15 protein-coding genes are annotated in these 19,571 nt (G+C 36.0%); 9 read left to right on the top strand and 6 right to left on the bottom strand.

Features of this window, described 5'->3' with window-relative positions:
* Positions 1 to 134 precede the first annotated feature (134 nt).
* From BLV91_RS07750 to BLV91_RS07775, 6 genes are all read right to left on the bottom strand, one after another.
* Positions 135 to 1,562, bottom strand: a complete 1,428-nt coding sequence (locus tag BLV91_RS07750) for a hypothetical protein (protein WP_091431490.1) — start codon at positions 1,560 to 1,562, stop codon at positions 135 to 137.
* 18 nt (positions 1,563 to 1,580) lie between these two features.
* Entirely contained in the window at positions 1,581 to 2,444 is an 864-nt protein-coding gene (locus BLV91_RS07755; protein WP_175513972.1) for an alpha/beta fold hydrolase, read from the bottom strand.
* Between the two features lie 65 nt (positions 2,445 to 2,509).
* Complete coding sequence (locus BLV91_RS07760) at positions 2,510 to 4,015, bottom strand: class I adenylate-forming enzyme family protein (protein WP_091431495.1); 1,506 nt, start codon at positions 4,013 to 4,015, stop codon at positions 2,510 to 2,512.
* Positions 4,012 to 5,499 carry a sodium:solute symporter family transporter gene (locus BLV91_RS07765; protein ID WP_091431498.1) on the bottom strand — a complete coding sequence of 496 codons (1,488 nt, stop codon included), beginning with the start codon at positions 5,497 to 5,499 and terminating at the stop codon, positions 4,012 to 4,014. The genes BLV91_RS07760 and BLV91_RS07765 overlap by 4 nt, the downstream gene beginning before the upstream one ends.
* Before the next feature lie 217 nt (positions 5,500 to 5,716).
* Positions 5,717 to 6,325 carry a 3'-5' exonuclease gene (locus tag BLV91_RS07770; protein ID WP_091431500.1) on the bottom strand — a complete coding sequence of 203 codons (609 nt, stop codon included), beginning with the start codon at positions 6,323 to 6,325 and terminating at the stop codon, positions 5,717 to 5,719.
* Positions 6,326 to 8,245, bottom strand: a complete 1,920-nt coding sequence (locus BLV91_RS07775) for a DUF294 nucleotidyltransferase-like domain-containing protein (RefSeq protein ID WP_091431664.1) — start codon at positions 8,243 to 8,245, stop codon at positions 6,326 to 6,328.
* 222 nt (positions 8,246 to 8,467) lie between these two features.
* On the opposite strand from BLV91_RS07775, the gene BLV91_RS07780 reads away from it, so the two are divergent.
* The 9 genes from BLV91_RS07780 (at position 8,468) to acs (ending at position 19,501) form a co-directional block, all read left to right on the top strand.
* Positions 8,468 to 8,887 carry an IS1/IS1595 family N-terminal zinc-binding domain-containing protein gene (locus BLV91_RS07780; protein ID WP_091431503.1) on the top strand — a complete coding sequence of 140 codons (420 nt, stop codon included), beginning with the start codon at positions 8,468 to 8,470 and terminating at the stop codon, positions 8,885 to 8,887.
* 106 nt (positions 8,888 to 8,993) lie between these two features.
* Positions 8,994 to 10,232: a hypothetical protein gene (locus BLV91_RS07785; RefSeq protein ID WP_091431505.1), complete on the top strand. Its 1,239-nt coding sequence runs from the start codon at positions 8,994 to 8,996 to the stop codon at positions 10,230 to 10,232.
* A 28-nt stretch (positions 10,233 to 10,260) separates the two neighbouring features.
* Positions 10,261 to 10,521, top strand: coding sequence for a DUF4212 domain-containing protein (locus BLV91_RS07790; protein WP_091431507.1), 261 nt, complete (start codon positions 10,261 to 10,263; stop codon positions 10,519 to 10,521).
* 28 nt (positions 10,522 to 10,549) lie between these two features.
* Complete coding sequence (locus BLV91_RS07795) at positions 10,550 to 12,301, top strand: sodium:solute symporter family protein (RefSeq protein WP_091431510.1); 1,752 nt, start codon at positions 10,550 to 10,552, stop codon at positions 12,299 to 12,301.
* Positions 12,302 to 12,387: 86 nt separating this feature from the next.
* Positions 12,388 to 12,582, top strand: coding sequence for a hypothetical protein (locus tag BLV91_RS07800; RefSeq protein WP_091431511.1), 195 nt, complete (start codon positions 12,388 to 12,390; stop codon positions 12,580 to 12,582).
* Positions 12,575 to 15,283 carry a sensor histidine kinase gene (locus BLV91_RS07805; RefSeq protein ID WP_091431513.1) on the top strand — a complete coding sequence of 903 codons (2,709 nt, stop codon included), beginning with the start codon at positions 12,575 to 12,577 and terminating at the stop codon, positions 15,281 to 15,283. Before BLV91_RS07800 ends, BLV91_RS07805 begins: the two co-directional genes overlap by 8 nt.
* Positions 15,284 to 15,285: 2 nt before the next feature.
* Positions 15,286 to 15,648, top strand: coding sequence for a response regulator transcription factor (locus BLV91_RS07810; RefSeq protein ID WP_091431515.1), 363 nt, complete (start codon positions 15,286 to 15,288; stop codon positions 15,646 to 15,648).
* Between the two features lie 18 nt (positions 15,649 to 15,666).
* A complete protein-coding gene (locus tag BLV91_RS07815; protein WP_091431517.1) occupies positions 15,667 to 17,574 on the top strand; it encodes an acetate--CoA ligase in 1,908 nt (635 codons plus the stop codon).
* A 19-nt stretch (positions 17,575 to 17,593) separates the two neighbouring features.
* The gene (gene acs, locus BLV91_RS07820) at positions 17,594 to 19,501 is read left to right on the top strand and encodes an acetate--CoA ligase (RefSeq protein ID WP_091431519.1); all 1,908 of its coding nucleotides are present in this window, start codon (positions 17,594 to 17,596) and stop codon (positions 19,499 to 19,501) included.
* Positions 19,502 to 19,571: the final 70 nt, after the last annotated feature.

The following is a 19,571-nucleotide window of genomic DNA, read 5'->3' on the forward strand; positions in this document are numbered from 1 at the left end:
GGATTAAGTATTTGATTAGTAGGTGCAATCTAAAACGAAATCAAAGACAGCTTTCCCGCTTTTTACGATTTTTTGGTGTGACTTTAATAATAGATAGCCCAAAATACACACACACTACATTAAAGACCCTTGATTTACTTGGATATTTTTAGGTGTGACTTTAATTTTGAAAAAGCTTCAGGAAGATTTTTTGACAATCGATTGATCACTTGAATCATTAGATTCCTCTGGCTTTCGGAAATAATAATACCGTCCAATGGTTCTTTAATCTCCTCAAGCAATCGAGTAGAATTAATTTTCCCTTCCATATATTTGGATAAAGAAACGCTCCATGTAATCGTGGGCACATAATTGTCCCTTTTTCTACGATCATTTTCAAGTTCCTGGAGTTTGTATTTTTGAAAAAGCTGCAAAACTTCATCGTATTTTTCTTTAGAAATTAACACATTAAAATAAGACGTAAAGAAAAGATGCCAGCGGTGTTTTAGAATTGCTTCTTCATTTTTTCTAAGAAAAAGACGTGCAATATTTTCAGCTTGTAAAAGTTGGTTGAACTCAGTCAACAATCTAATGTGATAGGAAGTGTAACTGATTTTTTGATGGTAATTGTGTGTCAACTCTGAAAGCGATTTGAAATTCTCCAAAAGCTCTAATGCTTTTTGGGGCTTATTGTTTTTTATCAAAATAGCAACCAAGTTATTCACATACATCAAGGTATCATCATTATCCTGACGAATAGAAAGAAATCCAAAATACTCTGCTTTTATCAGTTCATTTTCTTTGCTGTGCAGCAAAACTCTATTGGCATAATAATTTGACAACAATCTGCGCGAATACATTTCTCCCCGACTGAAAAAGACATCAATTTGATCAAAAAGCAGTTTCAATTTCTGATTGTCGTTGTAATTGGTAAACATAAAAGCCAATAAAACAAAAGCCTGATACCTATTCCTACCATCAATTGTTGTGGTACTAAAAACTTTATACAACCATTTTTCCCAATACTTAGTTTCGCTATTCTTGAGCGTATATTGGTTAGTAATTTCAGTGGTTGCCTGATAGAGTTTGTCCTGAATTGTTTTTGCTTTTGAAAAATGGGGCGAAAATAGCTCCAGAAAATCTGCGATAATTTGATGATCATTGTACCTCATCCGGATCAAAACATAAGCTCTGTATTCTCGGGCTAAGTCATAAAGGTTCTGGAAGTTGTAGTCGAGTTGTTTGTAGTTTTGAATGTATTGAAGAAAATGGTCCTCTTCTAATGACGAAATTGTGTCAGTTAGAATTTTCTTTTTATAAAGCATAATCCATTCGGTAGTCAGGTCGACATCGATGAAAGTGAGCTTCTTTTCCATCCAGTTTTTAATATAATTGTACTTTCTCTTATCGATATTTTCGTCGAAAGAAATAAAAACGCTCTGCGAAAGTGCGTTTTTGACAACTTGATTAAAAATTTGCTGTTTTTCCTCATCCTGAAAATTATGAATCAAAGCGAGGTATTGCGCTTCATGCGGCAGGATTTTTTTGCTGAGCTCAGTAAATTTTTTTAGCTTAATCTTCATTAAATAACCTTATGACTTTTACTCTAACCAAGTTGTAATTATACGATTTACTTCGGTAGGTTTTTCAAACTGAACAAAATGCCCACTTTCTGAAACAAAGTGTAAGGTACTGTTTTTGATCTTTTCCTGTGCGATACCGCCTACTAAATTTGTTGTCAGATTTGGATTTAAGTACCTATTCGGAATCAGATTATCGTTTTCTCCAAAAACCACTAATGTTTCCACTGCGATCAAATTCAATTCCGCATGAGTTGACTCGTCTAACATCCCTGCAATACTTTTTACAATTGCATCGCAATACTCCGGAAAATCAGTGGCTTGCTTAATCTTTTTTCGATCAGAAATCATCGTTTGCGCCTCTTCAGGCAACTTAAAAAAATTGAGTTGATAATTACGGTCAATCTGCTTGTCTGTGGTTTTAGACACCATATCAGCAGTTACAGCGTTTTTCATCAAAAGAGACTGTTGTGCATTGAATTCTTCTATTCCTGCCGGAGCAATCAGAATAAGTTTTTTCAGTTTTTCAGGATGATTTAAGGCTAATTTAATCGCGGCTTGTCCACCCATAGAATGCCCTGCAACAATAACATTTTTCAATTTTAGTTTGTCTATTAATTTTACCACAATATCAGCATAATAAATGGGCGTATAAGCCGGTGCAACTTTAGATGATTTCCCAAAACCCGGTAAGTCTAATGCTACGCAGGTATATTTCTCTTTCAAGTTTTCAATATTGCGAGACCAGGCATCAGCATTACTACTCAAGCCGTGAATAAAAACTATCGTCTGTTTCCCTTTACCTTCCTTGATGTAGGCAATTTCCAAATTATCAATCTTGGTACAATGAGTGGCAAACTTATATTCTGAGGTGGTATTTTTCATGGTTTCAGCTTTTTGAGAAAAAGAAACAGTACTGATGATAAGACTTAAAAATAAATACATTTTGATCATGACTTCGGAATTAATGAGTTAAAATATTCATATAGTTTTTTACGGGAGACTTTACCTAAACTCGTCAGCGGAATTTTATCTAAGATAAAAATGTATTTCGGATGTTTGTAATCCGCTAAATTAGCTTTGAGAAAATCATGAACCTTTTCACTCGTAATTAACGCATCATTACAAGTAACAAAAGCGATGCTACACGATCCCCATTTTTGATCTTTTATAGGTAAAACCAATGCATCTTTGATACCTGTTAGTTTTTCGATACAAAACTCAATCTCTTGCGGATAGATATTTTCTCCGCCGGAAATATACATATCATCTTTTCTGCCTTTTAGATACAAATATCCTTCAGAATCGCTGCACACTAAATCTCCCGTATGTAACCAGCCGTCTTTAATTTTATCCCTTGTAGCTACTGAGTTGTTCCAATAACCGGGAGTTATAATATCACCCTGAATACACAACTCGCCAATTTCATTTTCTTTGAGCCTTTTTCCATTTTCATCTATGATTTTAATCGAAAGATAAAAGTTAGGTTTACCAATAGAATTGGGTTTTAACAGCACCATTTCATGATGGAGAGAAGTGATGCTAGGCCCAGCTTCCGTTAAGCCGTAACCAGGTCTAATGTCAATATTTTTTTCTGTTTTCCAATGTGAAACCAATTCAAAACTAACCATTTCTCCTCCCGAAATGATATATCGCAAATCGGCTAATTTTACTTTTTGAAATATAGCAGTTTTCTGCATCATCGTCAACATTGTTGGCAAAGCCATAAACAAAGTTGTTTTATTTTCTTCCAAAAGATATAAAACTCGTTCGGCATCAAATTTTTCCACCATCCCAATGTGCGCCCCTTTGTGCAACAAAGGAGTAATAAAAATATTCCAACCTGAAGTATGATACGGCGGTAGCGAATTAATAGTAGAGTCCTTGAAAGTAATACCCAACTGCATTGAGGTATTCAAACTGTTCCAAAACAACATTTTATTGGTATACAAAACGCCTTTTGGCATTCCGGTTGTTCCTGAAGTATAAAAAAGAAATAGCGGGCTTCTCTCTTTTATTTCTTTTTTAATTACGATAGCGGGCTGCTCTTCTCTTTTAAAAATAGTTGTCAATTCCGAAACATCGTAAAAAGGAATATTTAATGCCTCAAAATTAATTTTGGCTTCCTGAGCTTTGCTGTAAATTAACAAAGACGGACTACAGTCAGCTATCAAACCCTTGATTTCAGCCTGTGAAAGCCTATAATTCAAAGGGGTCAGTATTGCGCCTAACCTTTGGCATGCCGAAAAAAGCACCAGATAAAAAGGTCCGTGTTCCGCTAAAACGGCAACCCTATCCCCTTCCTGAATATTTATACTAATCAGATGATTTACCACATGATTAGCATAGTTATGAATAGCCGCATAAGTGTAACTCTCCTGATCATCATATGATGTCACAGCTATCTTATCAGGCGTATAATCAGCCCATTTCGCAATCCAGTCTAAGGTATTCATATTTTGACGGTTTTATCACTAAAGGTATAAAGAATCAATCCGGTACATAAGGAAATCAAAATTGCAATCGCTGCTGAAACTCCAGGATTATTTACAGTCTCTTGCATATAAGGTGTGATTCGTAAATAATAAATTCCAAAATGTGACACCAGTGCCACAACACTAGCGGTAAACACCACTTTTGTAGGAACTTGTTTGAAAAACGTACCAAACAAAACTGGAACAAAAGCTGCAGCAAAATAAGCATAAACCCCATTTTGAGCAAAAATAGCGACACTTAATGCGGGATGTTGAATTTGTTTCCAGCTTAAAATAAAACTAACAACGGCTAACAATACAATTACCACTTTATTGATTAAAAATGATTTTTCCTTCGATTTTGGAGCTACTGTTCCAATTATATCTGTTGTAATAGTAATAGATAACGACTGAATCAAACTCTCTAAAGTAGATAAGCCAGCAGAAATAAGCCCAACAACTACCAATACTCCTGCAGCTACAGAGAATTTAGTAACCACATAAGTAGGAATTATTTCATCCATTTTTAAAGGCTTGCCATCAACAGTTAAATCAGGAAAAGTTAGTCGCGCGTATAGTCCCACAAACACAACCAAAAAATAAATCGACATAAAAAATATACTACTAAGCAAATACAAATTTACTTTAGAAGGATTTTTCAGCATCAGTGACTTAGTAATAATATGGGGCTGACAAACAATAGCTACTCCAATTACGATTTGTGCAAAAATAATTTCAAAATAATCCCTAAACAGAAAACTGCTTTCATTTGTTGTCTGAGTAAGTTTGGGATCAATCGTTTTTAGTTGATCCATAAAACCCGAAATGCCATTTTCAAAAAATTCTCTTCCTGAGTAAATCATCATTATCGCCACTATGAGCATAATTATCGCTTGGATAGTATTGGTATAAACCATAGAATTAGCTCCTCCAAACATCATATATCCAAAAACAAAAATCGTAATTCCCATTAAGACATAAAAAGGATCCGCTTGTAGTGATTTAGAAATTACCTGCGTTAATCCAACATTAATTAGAACAATAAAAGTGATCAATAACAACGCAATTAGCCCGAAGAAAAACTTGTACGAATTACTATTATAACGGTTCCCCATCCATTGCGCCATAGTGGTTGCTTTTACCTTACTACCGTATTTAGCAAATCCTTTTGTAAAAACGATGAGGGAAATAATTGCCGCTATTGGCATTACAATTCCGAATGATATGAAACCGGAAATCCCGTACAGTGCAATAAATCCAGGGTTAATTACGAAAGTAGCAGCACTTGTCATCGAAGCAGCTAACGACAATCCAACGACCCATGAAGGGAAGCCCATATTACCCACTGCATAGTCAGAAATACTTTTTACTTTTAAAGCGCCCCTCACCACAAAAAACAAAATAACTAGTGCATATAAGACTAATATTATACTGATATACAGCGTCCAATTTTGGGAGTCCTTCATATTTGTGAAATTTATCTATAACAAAAAAAACAATTAATAATTACAGTTCTTTACAAGTAGACCAATATCCAAGTGTGACTATTACAACAAACAGGCCGATTTTATCCTAAAAAAACAATAAAAACAGATCTAAAAGGATAGTGTGACTTACTATTACATTCCTAATCATCATCCTGTTTTAATCACTAAAACTTTATTTATCAATCCCCTACCGCTTCTATTTATTTTTAAGCCGCAAAAAAACCAATGCCGTAATAAAGGCATCCCCCGCGGCAGTGTGCCGGTCGCTTTTTTGGATTTTAAAAACCCTACACAATTCATCCAGACCCGAGTGCTGGCCTTCCGGCAGGCCTTTAAATTTTTGGTACATCAAATCAGTATCCATGCTGCGGTTTTTGAGTTTCCCCAAACCCATGCGCTGTAAAGCCGCATTGACCATATTGACATCAAAACGCACATGATGCCCAACCAAGGTCGAATCCTTAATGAAACCAAGAAATTGGATTACCGCTTCAGTCTCGGTTAGTTTTTTCTCTTTCCCTTCCTTTAAAATACCATGAATGGGCACTGACTCCCTTTTGAAAATACTTTGTTCCACAAAAAGCTCCAAATAATCATTCACAACAATAGAATTTCCAAAAATTCCAATCGCGCCAATGGACAAGATCACATCGCTTCGCACGTCCAAACCAGTGGTTTCAGTGTCAAAAACCACAAATCGTTTTTGATTGTTTTTGTCTGATTTAGACTCAAAGCAAGCCAAATAATTTTGCCAAAACTCGGGGTAGTTTTTCTTATCTTTTTTAAACCAATTAAATAGCGTCATTTAAGTAAAATAAGTGAGTTGGAAACGGGTTTTAAGAATCTCTTGAACATCATGAATGGGGTGAAAAGCATTTTTCAGCTTTACCTTGTCTAATTTAGTCAATTTATTCAGGTCCAAATATCTTCCTCCTGAACCACTTGCAAAACCTTCTTCGGTTCTGAACTTCAGCAAAACAGAAAATGCGTCGGAACAAGCTTCATAAATTGCTGCATTTTGCGGTTCTAAAGCCGCTAATTCTCTAAACCTCGAAAGTGTATTATTTACGTCCGTAATTTCTCGGTCCAAAGACAATAATCTGGCCGCGTCAATCAAAGGCATTAATCCCCGACTTTTAACGTCAAAAGTGTTTTTGTGTTCCCCGTCCTTTTCCACCAAAAACTGTCGGAAAAAACCCAGTGGAGGCGGGTTTTTTAGGGAATCACTCCCTAAATAAGCAAAGAAAATTTGGTTGTCCTTTATGTTTTTAAAAATGTTTGCCGTGATTGCATCAACCAACACTTTATCGCCATAAACAAAGTCGTAATCAAAAAAAATGGAACACATCAGAATCCCTTTTTCAGCCGGACTATGTATCCAGGTGTTATATTGTGCATTCCACTCTTTTAGCGACTTACACCATAACGGATTACTCGCCATCATCCCTGCCGGACAAAATTCATACCCAACAACATTTAGCACATGAGTAACATTATCAGCTAGTAGAAGAAAATATTTCTGTACTATATCATACCTTTCTTCCGCTACATCTTCAAAAACTAAAGCATTATCTTGATCCGTTAACAACAACTGCTCTTTACGTCCCTGACTCCCAATATTCAGCCAGGCAAATGGAACAGGAGGATGCTCCCCGATTTTAATAATTGACAATTCGATGGCTCTAGTTGTAATTGCCCTATTTATTTCCCCAACTATCTGGCAGATATGTGCTATTGGAATATCTTCACTTAAGGCATTCTTGATTAATTTAGTTAGATTATCCCTAACCGTTTTAAGTTCCAGTGCACTTTCGGCACGTTTGATTTGTTTTACCAATACCCCTGGATTATTTGCCTGAGCCACCACAACATCATGCTCAGAGATAATACCCATTATTTCTGATTCGCTGCTACCATCTGTAGTCACGCATAAATGGCCAATATGATGCTGAAGCATTATCAACTGGGTTTCAGCCACTGATCCGTTTGCACGAACTGTAATTACAGGCGTCGACATAATCTGCTCGGCGTTTGACTCTATGGTAAACAAACCGGTAGCTATTTTAGAACGCAAATCTTTATCGGTAATAATCCCAATGGGAAGCTGGTTTTCCTGAATAATGACACTCCCTATTTTTCGTCGGGTCATCGTTTCTGCTATTGATTTCACTGAATCCGTTCTACTAGCCGTAACAGGATTTGGAGTATATGAAATGGGTTTGAAGTACTGAATTGTGTCATCCCGTTCATTATAGCTTACACTTTCAGAAATTAGTTTCCCCTTGTTTTCCTTATCGTAAGGGTTACGCGTATTAGAAGCAAAACTTTCCAACAAAAAACTCGAAACCTCAGCATTTTCAAAAACATAAGGTTTAAAGATAGCTATCGGAATAGCATAGAGCAAACTCTCCTCGCTGGCCTCGGCAGTCATTAAATACGCATCTTTGGCAAAAAAAGGACGTAAACCTACAATATCACCCTCATCACATTCATCGATAAGAACCTTCTCTGTATCATAAACAACCGATAGGGCAACGGCTCCATCTTTAACAATATAAAAAAAAGGATGAGGCTGATCATTAATATTAAAAAGCACTTGTTTTTTCTCTAAATGAAGCACCTGAGACTCTTTAGAAATAACAATTAAATCAGCTAAACTAAGACTGCAAAAGGGAGGGTGATTTTTAAGGAAATCGGCAATCCGTTCGGCTATTGAATTTTTCATAAACAGTATATTAATATCTAAAAATACAAAAAAAATGCTTGTTATTAAGAGTTGGTCATTATATAGCCATTCTAGTCCAAAAGAATAAAAATGGCGATTTTTTGCCATAGTTGCATTAAATTCTCAATAAAAATAAGGCTTCCGCAATTATTTAATCTTTTATTCACAATATTACTTTAAATATAAATGCTAATTTACTATATTTATGCAAAATTTATATACATGGAAATTTTAGCCTGTCCGAAATGCCAAGGAAATCACATCATAAAAAGCGGTGTAATCAATAGTAAACAAAGGTATCTATGTAAAAAATGTAACTACTTTTTTACTGTTAATAAAATTGGAAAAAAAATAGATGATTACTATGTTACCAAGGCGCTGCAATTGTATCTTGAAGGGCTAAGTTATCGAGAAATCGAACGTATAATAGGAGTCTCACATGTTACCATTAGCAATTGGGTAAAATCTTTCAACATTAAGAAGCCTTCCCATGGTAACTACCACCCCACTTATAAGATTTTTAATCATTTAGAACTTATAGAATACATCAAAAACAAAGATTTATTATCTGGTGCAGGTATGATAATAACCGAGCTAGGTGACAAGTTCATGCTGATTAAGTGGGAACGATTTAAGGACTAACTATACTACTTTACACTAACATATATCACAATTTTTTTTCTTAACAAAAAATTAGACTTTGGCTCTATTAAAACTAACCGTTTTACCAACCAAAATTTAATTTATCATGAAAAAAATTTCTTTGATTGCAGTCCTACTGCTATTCACTCTAAAAGGCTTTTCTCAAGGATCACCTGATTACGGTGCCGGAATGAAATTCAATTTGAATGAAGACGGCTCAAAGTACCTTAGAGTACTATCCTGGGCACAAATATGGGGGCAATATAATTCTGACCGTCCTTTAGACGGAAATGGTAATGAACAAGCTGATTTAGATTTCAGCGTCAGAAGAGCACGTGTATTGATGTACGCGCAAATTAACAAAGACTTTTTAATTGTAACTCATTTTGGACTTAACAGTTTAAACGTAGATACGATGAGTCCAACAGGAAAAGGGGACGGTTCCCAACTATTCATGCATGATGCTTATGTGCAATACAGTCTTGGAAAGGACAATGCAGTTGGAGGAGGATTACATTACTGGAATGGAATCTCTCGTTTAAATAATCAAAGCACATTAAACCTAATGACCTTAGACAACCAAAGACAAGCATGGGCAACTCTAGGTTTATCTGATCAATTTGCAAGACATATTGGAGCATTCGCAAAAGGTACTTTTGGTAAATTTCAATATCGCGTTGCTGTAAACGGGGCATCTACAAATAATTTACAAGCTTCTACAACACCTGTAAACAACGGTCCAGCAACTTATACTGGTGCTAAATTACTAGGCTCAAAAGAAGCAGGAAGAACCTACGCTGGTTATTTTGAATATGGCTTTTTAGATTCTGAAAGCAACTTCTTGCCCTATAAAGTAGGTACTTATTTAGGAACAAAAAAGGTATTCAACATTGGAGCTGGTTTCTTTTCACACCCTAATGGCTCCGTTATAGCTGATGCCGCTGGAAATTTAAGCGGAGAAAACGTTACTATTTTTGGGCTTGATGCTTTTTACGACGTTCCTGTAGGAACACAAGGTGCTGCACTTACAGCCTATGCCTTATATCAAAACACTGATTACGGAAAAGACTATAGACTAGGAACAACTTATGAAACAGGATCAATGGTTCATGCACACCTTGGCTATGTACTTCCTGGAAAATCAAAAACCCATTTTCAGCCGTATATATCTTACGACGAAAGACAAATAGATGCTATAAACGATAATGCTTCTCAATTCGGTATTGGTGCAAATGCATTTTTCAGCGGACATAATTCTAAACTAACATTAGAGTACCAAACTTTAAAATATGCCACCAACAAATCGGTGAACACGATTACTTTACAAGCAATGATTTATCTATAACTAACTAACCCTTTATTACTATACTATTATGAGCGATAAACAAGACAAAGCGACCGCGTATTGGAAGGAAAACCTACGATACCTACTGATTTTATTAAGCATTTGGTTTGCAGTTTCCTATGGAGCTGGAATCTTATTCAAAACTGCTTTAGACTCCATTAAATTAGGTGGCTTCCCACTTGGTTTTTGGTTTGCACAACAAGGTTCAATTTATGTATTTGTCATACTGATATTTGTTTATGTTCATTTGATGAACAAATTAGACAAAAAGTACGGCTTCGACGAATAATATAAAAACTCTAAAAAAATAAAATATCATGGATTTACAAACTTGGACCTATATAATTGTTGGGATAACATTTGCCCTCTACATTGGAATTGCAATCTGGTCTCGTGCCGGATCAACTAAAGAATTTTATGTTGCAGGAGGAGAAATTTCTCCATTAGCAAACGGAATGGCAACAGCTGCTGACTGGATGAGTGCTGCGTCTTTCATTTCTATGGCCGGTATCATTTCCTTTGACGGATACGATGGAGCTGTTTATTTGATGGGTTGGACTGGTGGATATGTGCTACTAGCCCTTTTACTAGCTCCCTATCTTAGGAAATTTGGGAAATTTACCGTTCCAGATTTCATTGGGGAACGTTATTATTCAAATACTGCAAGAACAGTTGCAATTGTTTGTGCATTAGTAGTTTCTTTCACTTACGTGGCGGGACAAATGCGTGGAGTAGGATTAGTATTCTCTAAATTTTTAGAAGTTGACATCAATACTGGTGTTATCATCGGGATGGTAATCGTTTTGTTTTATGCTACTTTAGGTGGGATGAAAGGGATTACGTATACCCAAGTAGCACAGTATTGTGTACTTATATTTGCTTTTATGGTTCCAGCTATTTTCATCTCTATTCAAATGACTGGAAACCCAGTTCCGCAATTAGGGATGGGTGGAAAAGTTCTAGGAACTGACACATACTTATTAGATAAACTTAACGGACTTTCGACTGATCTTGGATTTTCTGTATACACAGATGGTACGAAATCAATGATCGATGTATTTGCAATTACACTTGCTCTTATGGTAGGTACTGCAGGATTACCACACGTAATTGTTCGTTTCTTTACGGTTAAAAGAGTAAAAGATGCAAGAAAATCAGCTGGATACGCATTGGTTTTGATTGCTATTTTATACACTACAGCTCCAGCAATTTCTGTTTTTGCAAAAACTAATTTGATTGAAACAGTAAACGGAAAAGACTATTCTTCTATGCCGGCTTGGTTTACAAAATGGGAGACTACTGGTCTATTAGCATTTGAAGACAAAAACGGAGATGGTAAAATTCAGTACTACAATGACAACTCTAAAGACTCTGCGTTTTTAGCAGCTGAAGCAGCAAAAGGAAACAAAGGAAGTGAGTTAACTATTGATAAAGATATCATGGTATTGGCTAATCCTGAAATTGCCAACTTACCCAATTGGGTTATTGCATTAGTGGCTGCCGGAGCATTAGCTGCTGCATTATCTACTGCTGCTGGTCTATTACTAGTAATTTCAGCTTCTGTATCTCATGATATCATTAAGAAAATGGTTAACCCAAATATTTCTGAAAAAGGAGAACTTTGGGCTGCTCGTGGAGCTGCTGCAGTTGCAGTAATCATTGCAGGATATTTTGGAATCAATCCTCCTGGCTTCGTCGCCGCAGTTGTTGCCCTTGCATTTGGATTAGCCGCTGCCTCACTATTCCCAGCGATCATTCTTGGTATTTTTGATAAAAAAATGAACAAAGAAGGTGCTGTTGCCGGTATGGTTGTAGGATTGTTATTAATGCTTTTCTATATGCTAAAATTCAAATTCGGACTTTTTGATGGTGGAAAAGATGCAGTTGCTGGCTTGAAAGAAAGCTGGTGGTTTGGAATTTCTCCTGAAGGTTTTGGTACGATTGCAATGATTGTAAACTTTGCTGTTGCTTTTACAGTAAAAAGCTTTACTCCAGCGCCACCACAAGATGTTCAAGATATCGTTGAACACATCAGAATCCCTTCTGGTGCAGGTGAAGCAACTCATTAGAACAGGATCAAATTCAAATACAGCAAATTGTTTTTTTAATATACAATCTCTACAATTATTTGTAGAGATTGTTTATTTTTCATTCCATGAAAAAGAGACACGAACAAAAATTAGTTATACTTTCGTTACTAATGCTATTAGCATTGAACATTCCGCTTCTGCTGTTGTTTGACAGTTCAAAGCCCGTTTTTGGGTTCCCAATTGTGTATATCTATATTTTTTCGGCTTGGTTATTTTCAATTGCCATTTCATACCTAATCATAAAGAAATATTATGAGTAGCGCTGGACTTTTACTGATTTTAGGCCTCTATGTATCTATCCTTTTTTACATAGCGCATTGGGCTGAAAAAAAACGCCATTCTAAATGGACGAATAACCCTTACATTTATTCTTTATCATTAGCTGTATATTGCACCGCTTGGACCTACTATGGAAGTATTGGTGTGGCTGCAGATTCTGGTTTAAGTTACCTAACGATCTATTTAGGACCAATAATAATTATCCCAACTTGGATGATTATCCTCAAAAGAATTATCCGAATTTCGAGAGTAAATAAAATCTCCAGCATTGCAGATTTCATTTCTTTACGATACGGAAACAGTCGTTTTTTAGGAGCATTGGTTACCTTAATTTGTGTTTTTGGTATCTTACCTTATATTTCTTTACAACTAAAATCAATCTCAGACACCTTCTATATTGTTACCAAAACCCAATATAGCTCTAACATCTTTACAGACACCACTACTTATGTTTGCATTGCGCTGGCATTATTTGCATCCTATTATGGGACAAAATATGTAGACGCTTCAGAAAAAAGACGAGGTATCGTTACCGCCGTAGCAATGGAATCTGTTTTAAAATTGGTTTTCTTTTTGATAATCGGGGTTTATGTAACCTATTTTGTTTTTGATGGTTTTGATGACATCTACACTAAAGCGGCAGTCCTACAGGATTTTGACAAAAAAAATACAATTGGTGATTTAACAAATGGAATTAACTGGCTCTTTCTTTGTGTTTTATCGTCATTTGCCATTTTTCTTTTGCCCAGACAATTTCACACCGCCATTGTTGAAAACAGTAAGGAAACGCATATACGTACAGCCATCTGGCTTTTCCCTTTGTATTTGTTACTATTTAATCTTTTTGTTTTCCCAATCGCCTGGGGAGGTAACATCCTTTTTGAAGGACAAGGGTTAAATTCAGATACCTATTCCTTGTTGATTCCGCAACACTTCAACAATAACATACTTACGGTTATTGTATTTCTTGGTGGATTTTCAGCAGCAATATCAATGATTATCGTTTCTTCAATTGCGCTAGCAACCATGCTTAGCAACAACCTTTTAATCCCGTATGGATTTATAGGTACGCTGCAAAGCAAATCATCTGAGAAAAACCGCAAACGAATTGTAAACAGTAGAAAAATTGGTATTTTCTCCCTTATTATTTTAGCCTATGCGATCTATCGTATTTTTATTTTAGATTATTCTTTAGTTTCCATTGGCCTAGTTTCTTTTGTGCTAATTGCACAATTAGCTCCAGCATTTTTTGGCGCTTTATTCTGGAAAAGAGGTTCTAAAAATGGAGCCGTGACAGGTATAATTCTTGGGTTTTGCATCAGTCTTTATACCCTATTAATCCCGTACGCCATTGGTGTTACCAAATCAACGAGCACTTTTATTCAAAATGGACCTTGGGGAATCGAAATATTAAAACCTTTTCATCTTTTTGGCTTGGACTATTTAGAGCCTATACCCCATGCTTTTTTCTGGAGTTTGTTCGTCAACACCATTAGCTTTCTTGCCGTTTCAGTAAGTTTCAAAGGAAATTACAGAGAACGTAATTATGCCGAAATGTTTGTTGAAATAGACAAGTACATCACCAATCACGAAAATGCATTTGTTTGGAAAGGAACCGCATACATATCTGATATTCAAAAAGTATTGCAACGCTTCCTTGGTGAGGAAAGAACCAAGCGAGCCTTGGGTATTTTTAATTTAAAGTACAACATTGACAAAAACATCACTACTGCTGATGCTCGATTTATAAAATTTGCCGAAAACCTTTTGACGGGTCATATTGGTACGGCTTCCGCCAAAATATTAATATCGAGTGTAGCCAAGGAAGATAAAATAAGCTTGCCTGAAGTACTACGTATTCTAGAAGAGTCAAAAGAGAATATCATTATTAACAAAAAGTTGACAGATACGTCGAATGAACTGAAAAAAATTTCAGAACAGTTAAAAAATGCCAATCAGGAATTAATCAATAAAGACATTCAAAAAGATGAATTTCTGGATACGGTTACCCATGAATTAAGAACACCAATTACCGCTATTCGCGCAGCATCGGAAATTTTGCATGATGATGACGATGATATTCCAAAAGAAGTTAGAAAACAGTTTCTAAAAAGCATCATTTCAGAATCAGATCGCTTGAATCGTTTGATTGACAAAATTCTAGATTTAGAGAAATTCGAAACCGGAAAACAGAAACTATATCTTTCAAAAAACAACATCTCTAAAACTATATCAAACACTTTAGATTCCTTAAGACAGTTAATCATCAACAAAAAAATCACTGTTGAATTTACTCAAGCGAATACCGAAATAAAAGTATTTTATGATGAAGAAAGAATCATTCAGGTAATCCATAATTTATTGTCAAACGCTATTAAATTCTGTTCAAAAACGGATGGAAAAATAAGCATTTCGATTACTGATAGGAAAGAGGTTATAGAAGTACGTATTCAAAATAATGGAGTAGGAATTAAAGCCGAGGATTTTGAACCCATTTTTGATAAATTTTATCAATCGCGTGATCAAAATGTAAAAAAACCAATTGGTAGCGGACTCGGACTTGCCATTTGCAAACAAATCATAGATCATCATAAAGGAAAAATATGGGTGGAAAGCACTCCACAGAAAGGAGCAACTTTTATTTTTACATTACCCAATTACAATACAACTGAAAACGAATAGAGATGAAGAAGATATTAATTGTAGATGACGAACCTAATATTGTTATGTCACTTGAATACACATTCAAAAAGAACAATTTTGAAGTATTCATAGCTCGCGATGGACAAGAGGCACTAGACATTCTGAACAACCAACTTCCGGATATAATTATCCTTGATGTGATGATGCCTATGGTTGATGGTTTTGCCACATTGGAACAAATAAAAAAAGACGAACGATTGCAACACTGCAAAGTCATCTTTCTTTCTGCTAAAAACAAAGAGAAAGACATTGAAAAAGGACTTTCATTAGGCGCAAATTTATATGTAGTCAAGCCCTTCTCCTTAAAAAAATTAGTAGAACAAGTACAAAACCTGATTCAATAATTTAGAATTTTCAAAATCATGAATTACAAAGATTTTTACACCAAAAGCATTAATCAACCTGAAAAATTTTGGGCTGAACAAGCAGACACAATTGAGTGGTACAACAAGCCGGAAATAATTTTATCGAAAGATGAAAATGGATACCCGCTTTGGTATAAAGACGGGGAATTGAACATTTGTTATTTAGCACTGGACAAACACATACAGGATGGCTATGGTGATCAAGTAGCCTTAATTTATGATTCACCAGTTACCCAAACTGTAAAAAAATACACTTTTTCAGAAGTTAAGTCGGAGGTGGCAAAACTTGCTGGAGGCATGCAATCTTTGGGCTTAAAAAAAGGAGACACAGCCGTAATCTATATGCCTATGATTCCGCAAGCTGCATTTGCAATGCTGGCTTGTGCTCGAATTGGAGTGACCCATTCAGTTGTTTTTGGTGGCTTTGCTCCTCATGAATTGGCAATTAGAATTGACGACTGCAAACCCCGCTTAATTATAACCGCCTCATCTGGAATTGAAGTCGATCGTTTAATTACCTATAAACCACTAGTGGATGAAGCGATTGAACTAGCATCACACCGACCTAAAAAAGTGATTGTTTTCAACAGAAAATTAGGAGCCCGAGTGCCTTTTAAAAAGTATGATGTCGATTATGATGCTTTAGTATATGGTTCTGAGGAAGTTCCTTGTGTTCCAGTGAATACCACGCATCCTTTGTATATTCTTTATACTTCAGGAACAACGGGGAAACCAAAAGGAGTAGTTCGCGATACTGGTGGTTGTGCCGTTGCTTTAAAATTTTCTATGCAACATATTTATAATGTAAAAGAGGATGAAGTTTTCTGGGCCGCCTCAGATGTGGGTTGGGTTGTTGGACATAGCTTTATTGTTTATGGTCCTTTAATCAATAGAAATACGACTATCATTTTTGAAGGAAAACCGATAAAAACACCTGATGCAAGCACTTTTTGGAGAGTTATTGATGAGCACAAAGTTAATGCGTTGTTCACTGCTCCTACTGCTATTCGAGCCATAAAAAAGGAAGATCCTAATGGCGATTTTATCAAAAAATACGACTTGAGTTCTTTGAAAACACAGTTTCTAGCTGGAGAACGTTGCGATATTGCTACCCTAGAATGGTATGCAGAACATATTCCTGTTCCAGCGGTCGACCATTGGTGGCAAACAGAATCTGGCTGGCCCATGATTGCAAACATGATGGGCGTTGAAAAGCTACCCATAAAACCAGGTTCCGTAGGGAAAGCAGTTTGTGGCTATGACATCAAAATATTTGACGAGGAAGGAGCAGAAGTTGGTCCCGACGTACAAGGATATGTAGTTATCAAATTACCATTGCCTCCTGGAACATTACTTGATTTATGGAACGACAACCCTAGATTTAAAGCTGGATATCTAGAACAATTTCCTGGATATTACTTCTCCGGTGACGGTGGTTACAAAGATGCCGAGGACTATATTTTTATAACAGGTAGAGTAGATGATGTTATAAACGTAGCAGGACACCGACTTTCAACGTCAGAAATGGAAGAAATTGTATCTTCGCATAAATCGGTTGCTGAGTGCGCCGTAATTGGAATAAATGATGCGTTAAAAGGACAAACCCCATTGGCTTTGGTAGTAACCAAATTAAACGATTCTATTGAACATTATCAATTGGAACAGGAAATCATACAATTAGTGCGTCAACAAATTGGCGCGGTTGCTTCATTGCGAAATGTAGTCATCGTGGAGCGCTTGCCCAAAACACGTTCAGGAAAAACTCTCAGAAAATTAATGCGCAGCATCGCTGATGGTGATAATTATCAAATTCCATCAACTATCGATGATGAAGCAATTGTTGAAGAGATCGCTGCCGTTTTGGAAAAATATGAAATTGGAACTTATAATAAAAAACAACACTAACTATATTAAATCATAAACCATGAGTCGTTATAAAATAAATAATTTAGAAGAATATTTTAAAGAATACAAAAAATCAGTTCGTGAGCCCAAAAAGTTCTGGGACAAAATTGCATCCGAAAACTTTACTTGGTACCAGGAGTGGGATAAAGTAGTCGACTTTAATATGGCTGAAGCCGAAATTAAATGGTTCGTAGATGCAAAAGTGAATATTACTAAAAACTGTATTGACAGACATCTTGCAAAAAAAGGTGATAAAACGGCTATCATATTTGAGCCAAATGACCCAAGCGAAGAAGCATTACATATCTCTTACACTGAATTGCATCAACGCGTTTGCAAAATGGCAAATGTTTTAATTGAGCAAGGCATTCAAAAAGGAGATCGCGTTTGTATTTATTTACCTATGATTCCTGAGCTTGCTATTGCAACTTTGGCTTGTGCCAGAATTGGAGCTATACATTCAGTAGTTTTTGCAGGGTTTTCAGCCTCAGCAGTAACGACAAGAATAAATGATAGTGATTGCAAAATGGTAATCACCTCAGATGGTGGCTATCGCGGTAATAAAACTATTGACTTAAAAGGGATAATTGATGAAGCCTTAGTAAGCACTCCTTGTGTCGAAAAAGTATTAGTGGTAAAAAGAACTAATACTGAAATAAACATGAAAGACGGACGTGACCACTGGTTGCAACCACTTTTAGATGATGCTTCAGATAACAATGCCGCTGAAATAATGGATGCCGAAGACCCATTGTTTATCCTTTATACCTCAGGCTCAACTGGAAAACCTAAAGGAATGGTGCATACTACTGCAGGATATATGGTTTACACCGCCTACACATTCAAAAATGTATTTAGCTATGAAGAAAACGATATCTTTTGGTGTACTGCTGATATTGGGTGGATAACAGGACACTCTTACATCCTATACGGACCATTATTAAACGGAGCAACGACAGTTATTTTTGAAGGAGTTCCTTCTTATCCTGATTTTAGTCGTTTTTGGGAGATTATCGAAAAACACAATGTAAGTCAATTTTACACGGCTCCTACTGCCATTCGAGCCTTAGCGAAAGAAAGCTTAGACTACGTACAAAAATTTCAATTAAATTCACTTAAGGTGATTGGCTCTGTGGGAGAACCTATCAATGAAGAAGCTTGGCACTGGTATAATGATCATGTGGGTGATAAAAGATGTCCCGTAGTAGACACCTGGTGGCAAACAGAAACTGGTGGTATTATGATCTCGCCAATTCCTTTTGTAACTCCTACAAAACCAACTTATGCCACTTTACCATTACCAGGAATTCAACCGGTATTGATGGATGAAAAACGAAATGAAATTGAGGACAATCAAGTAGTTGGATCCCTATGTATTAAATTTCCTTGGCCGGGAATTGCAAGAACTATTTGGGGAGATCACAAAAGATATAAAGAAACATACTTTACTGCCTTTCCAGGCAAATATTTCACTGGTGATGGTGCTTTACGTGATGAGGTAGGTTATTACAGAATTACAGGTCGTGTAGATGATGTAGTAATCGTTTCTGGTCATAATCTTGGAACTGCTCCTATCGAAGATGCCATTAATGAACATCCAGCAGTCGCAGAATCAGCAATTGTAGGTTTCCCTCATGATATAAAAGGAAATGCATTATACGGTTATGTTATATTAAAGGAAACTGGTGAATCTCGTGATAGAGATAATTTAATGAAAGAAATAAACCAGCAAGTTTCCAACCAAATTGGGCCCATTGCCAAATTAGATAAAATTCAGTTTGTTTCCGGTTTACCAAAAACACGTTCTGGAAAAATAATGCGTAGAATACTTCGCAAAATAGCCGAGGGTGACTATTCAAATTTTGGTGACACCTCAACATTATTGAATCCCGAAATTGTAGAAGAAATTAAAAACGGTAGAATTTAATTTTAGTTTTTATTTGTAGTTAAAAGCTGCTTCATTCGTGAAGCAGCTTTTTTTTAAACGAAAAAGTTGT

Source organism: Flavobacterium degerlachei, assembly GCF_900106645.1.
Classification (GTDB): Bacteria; Bacteroidota; Bacteroidia; order Flavobacteriales; family Flavobacteriaceae; genus Flavobacterium; species Flavobacterium degerlachei.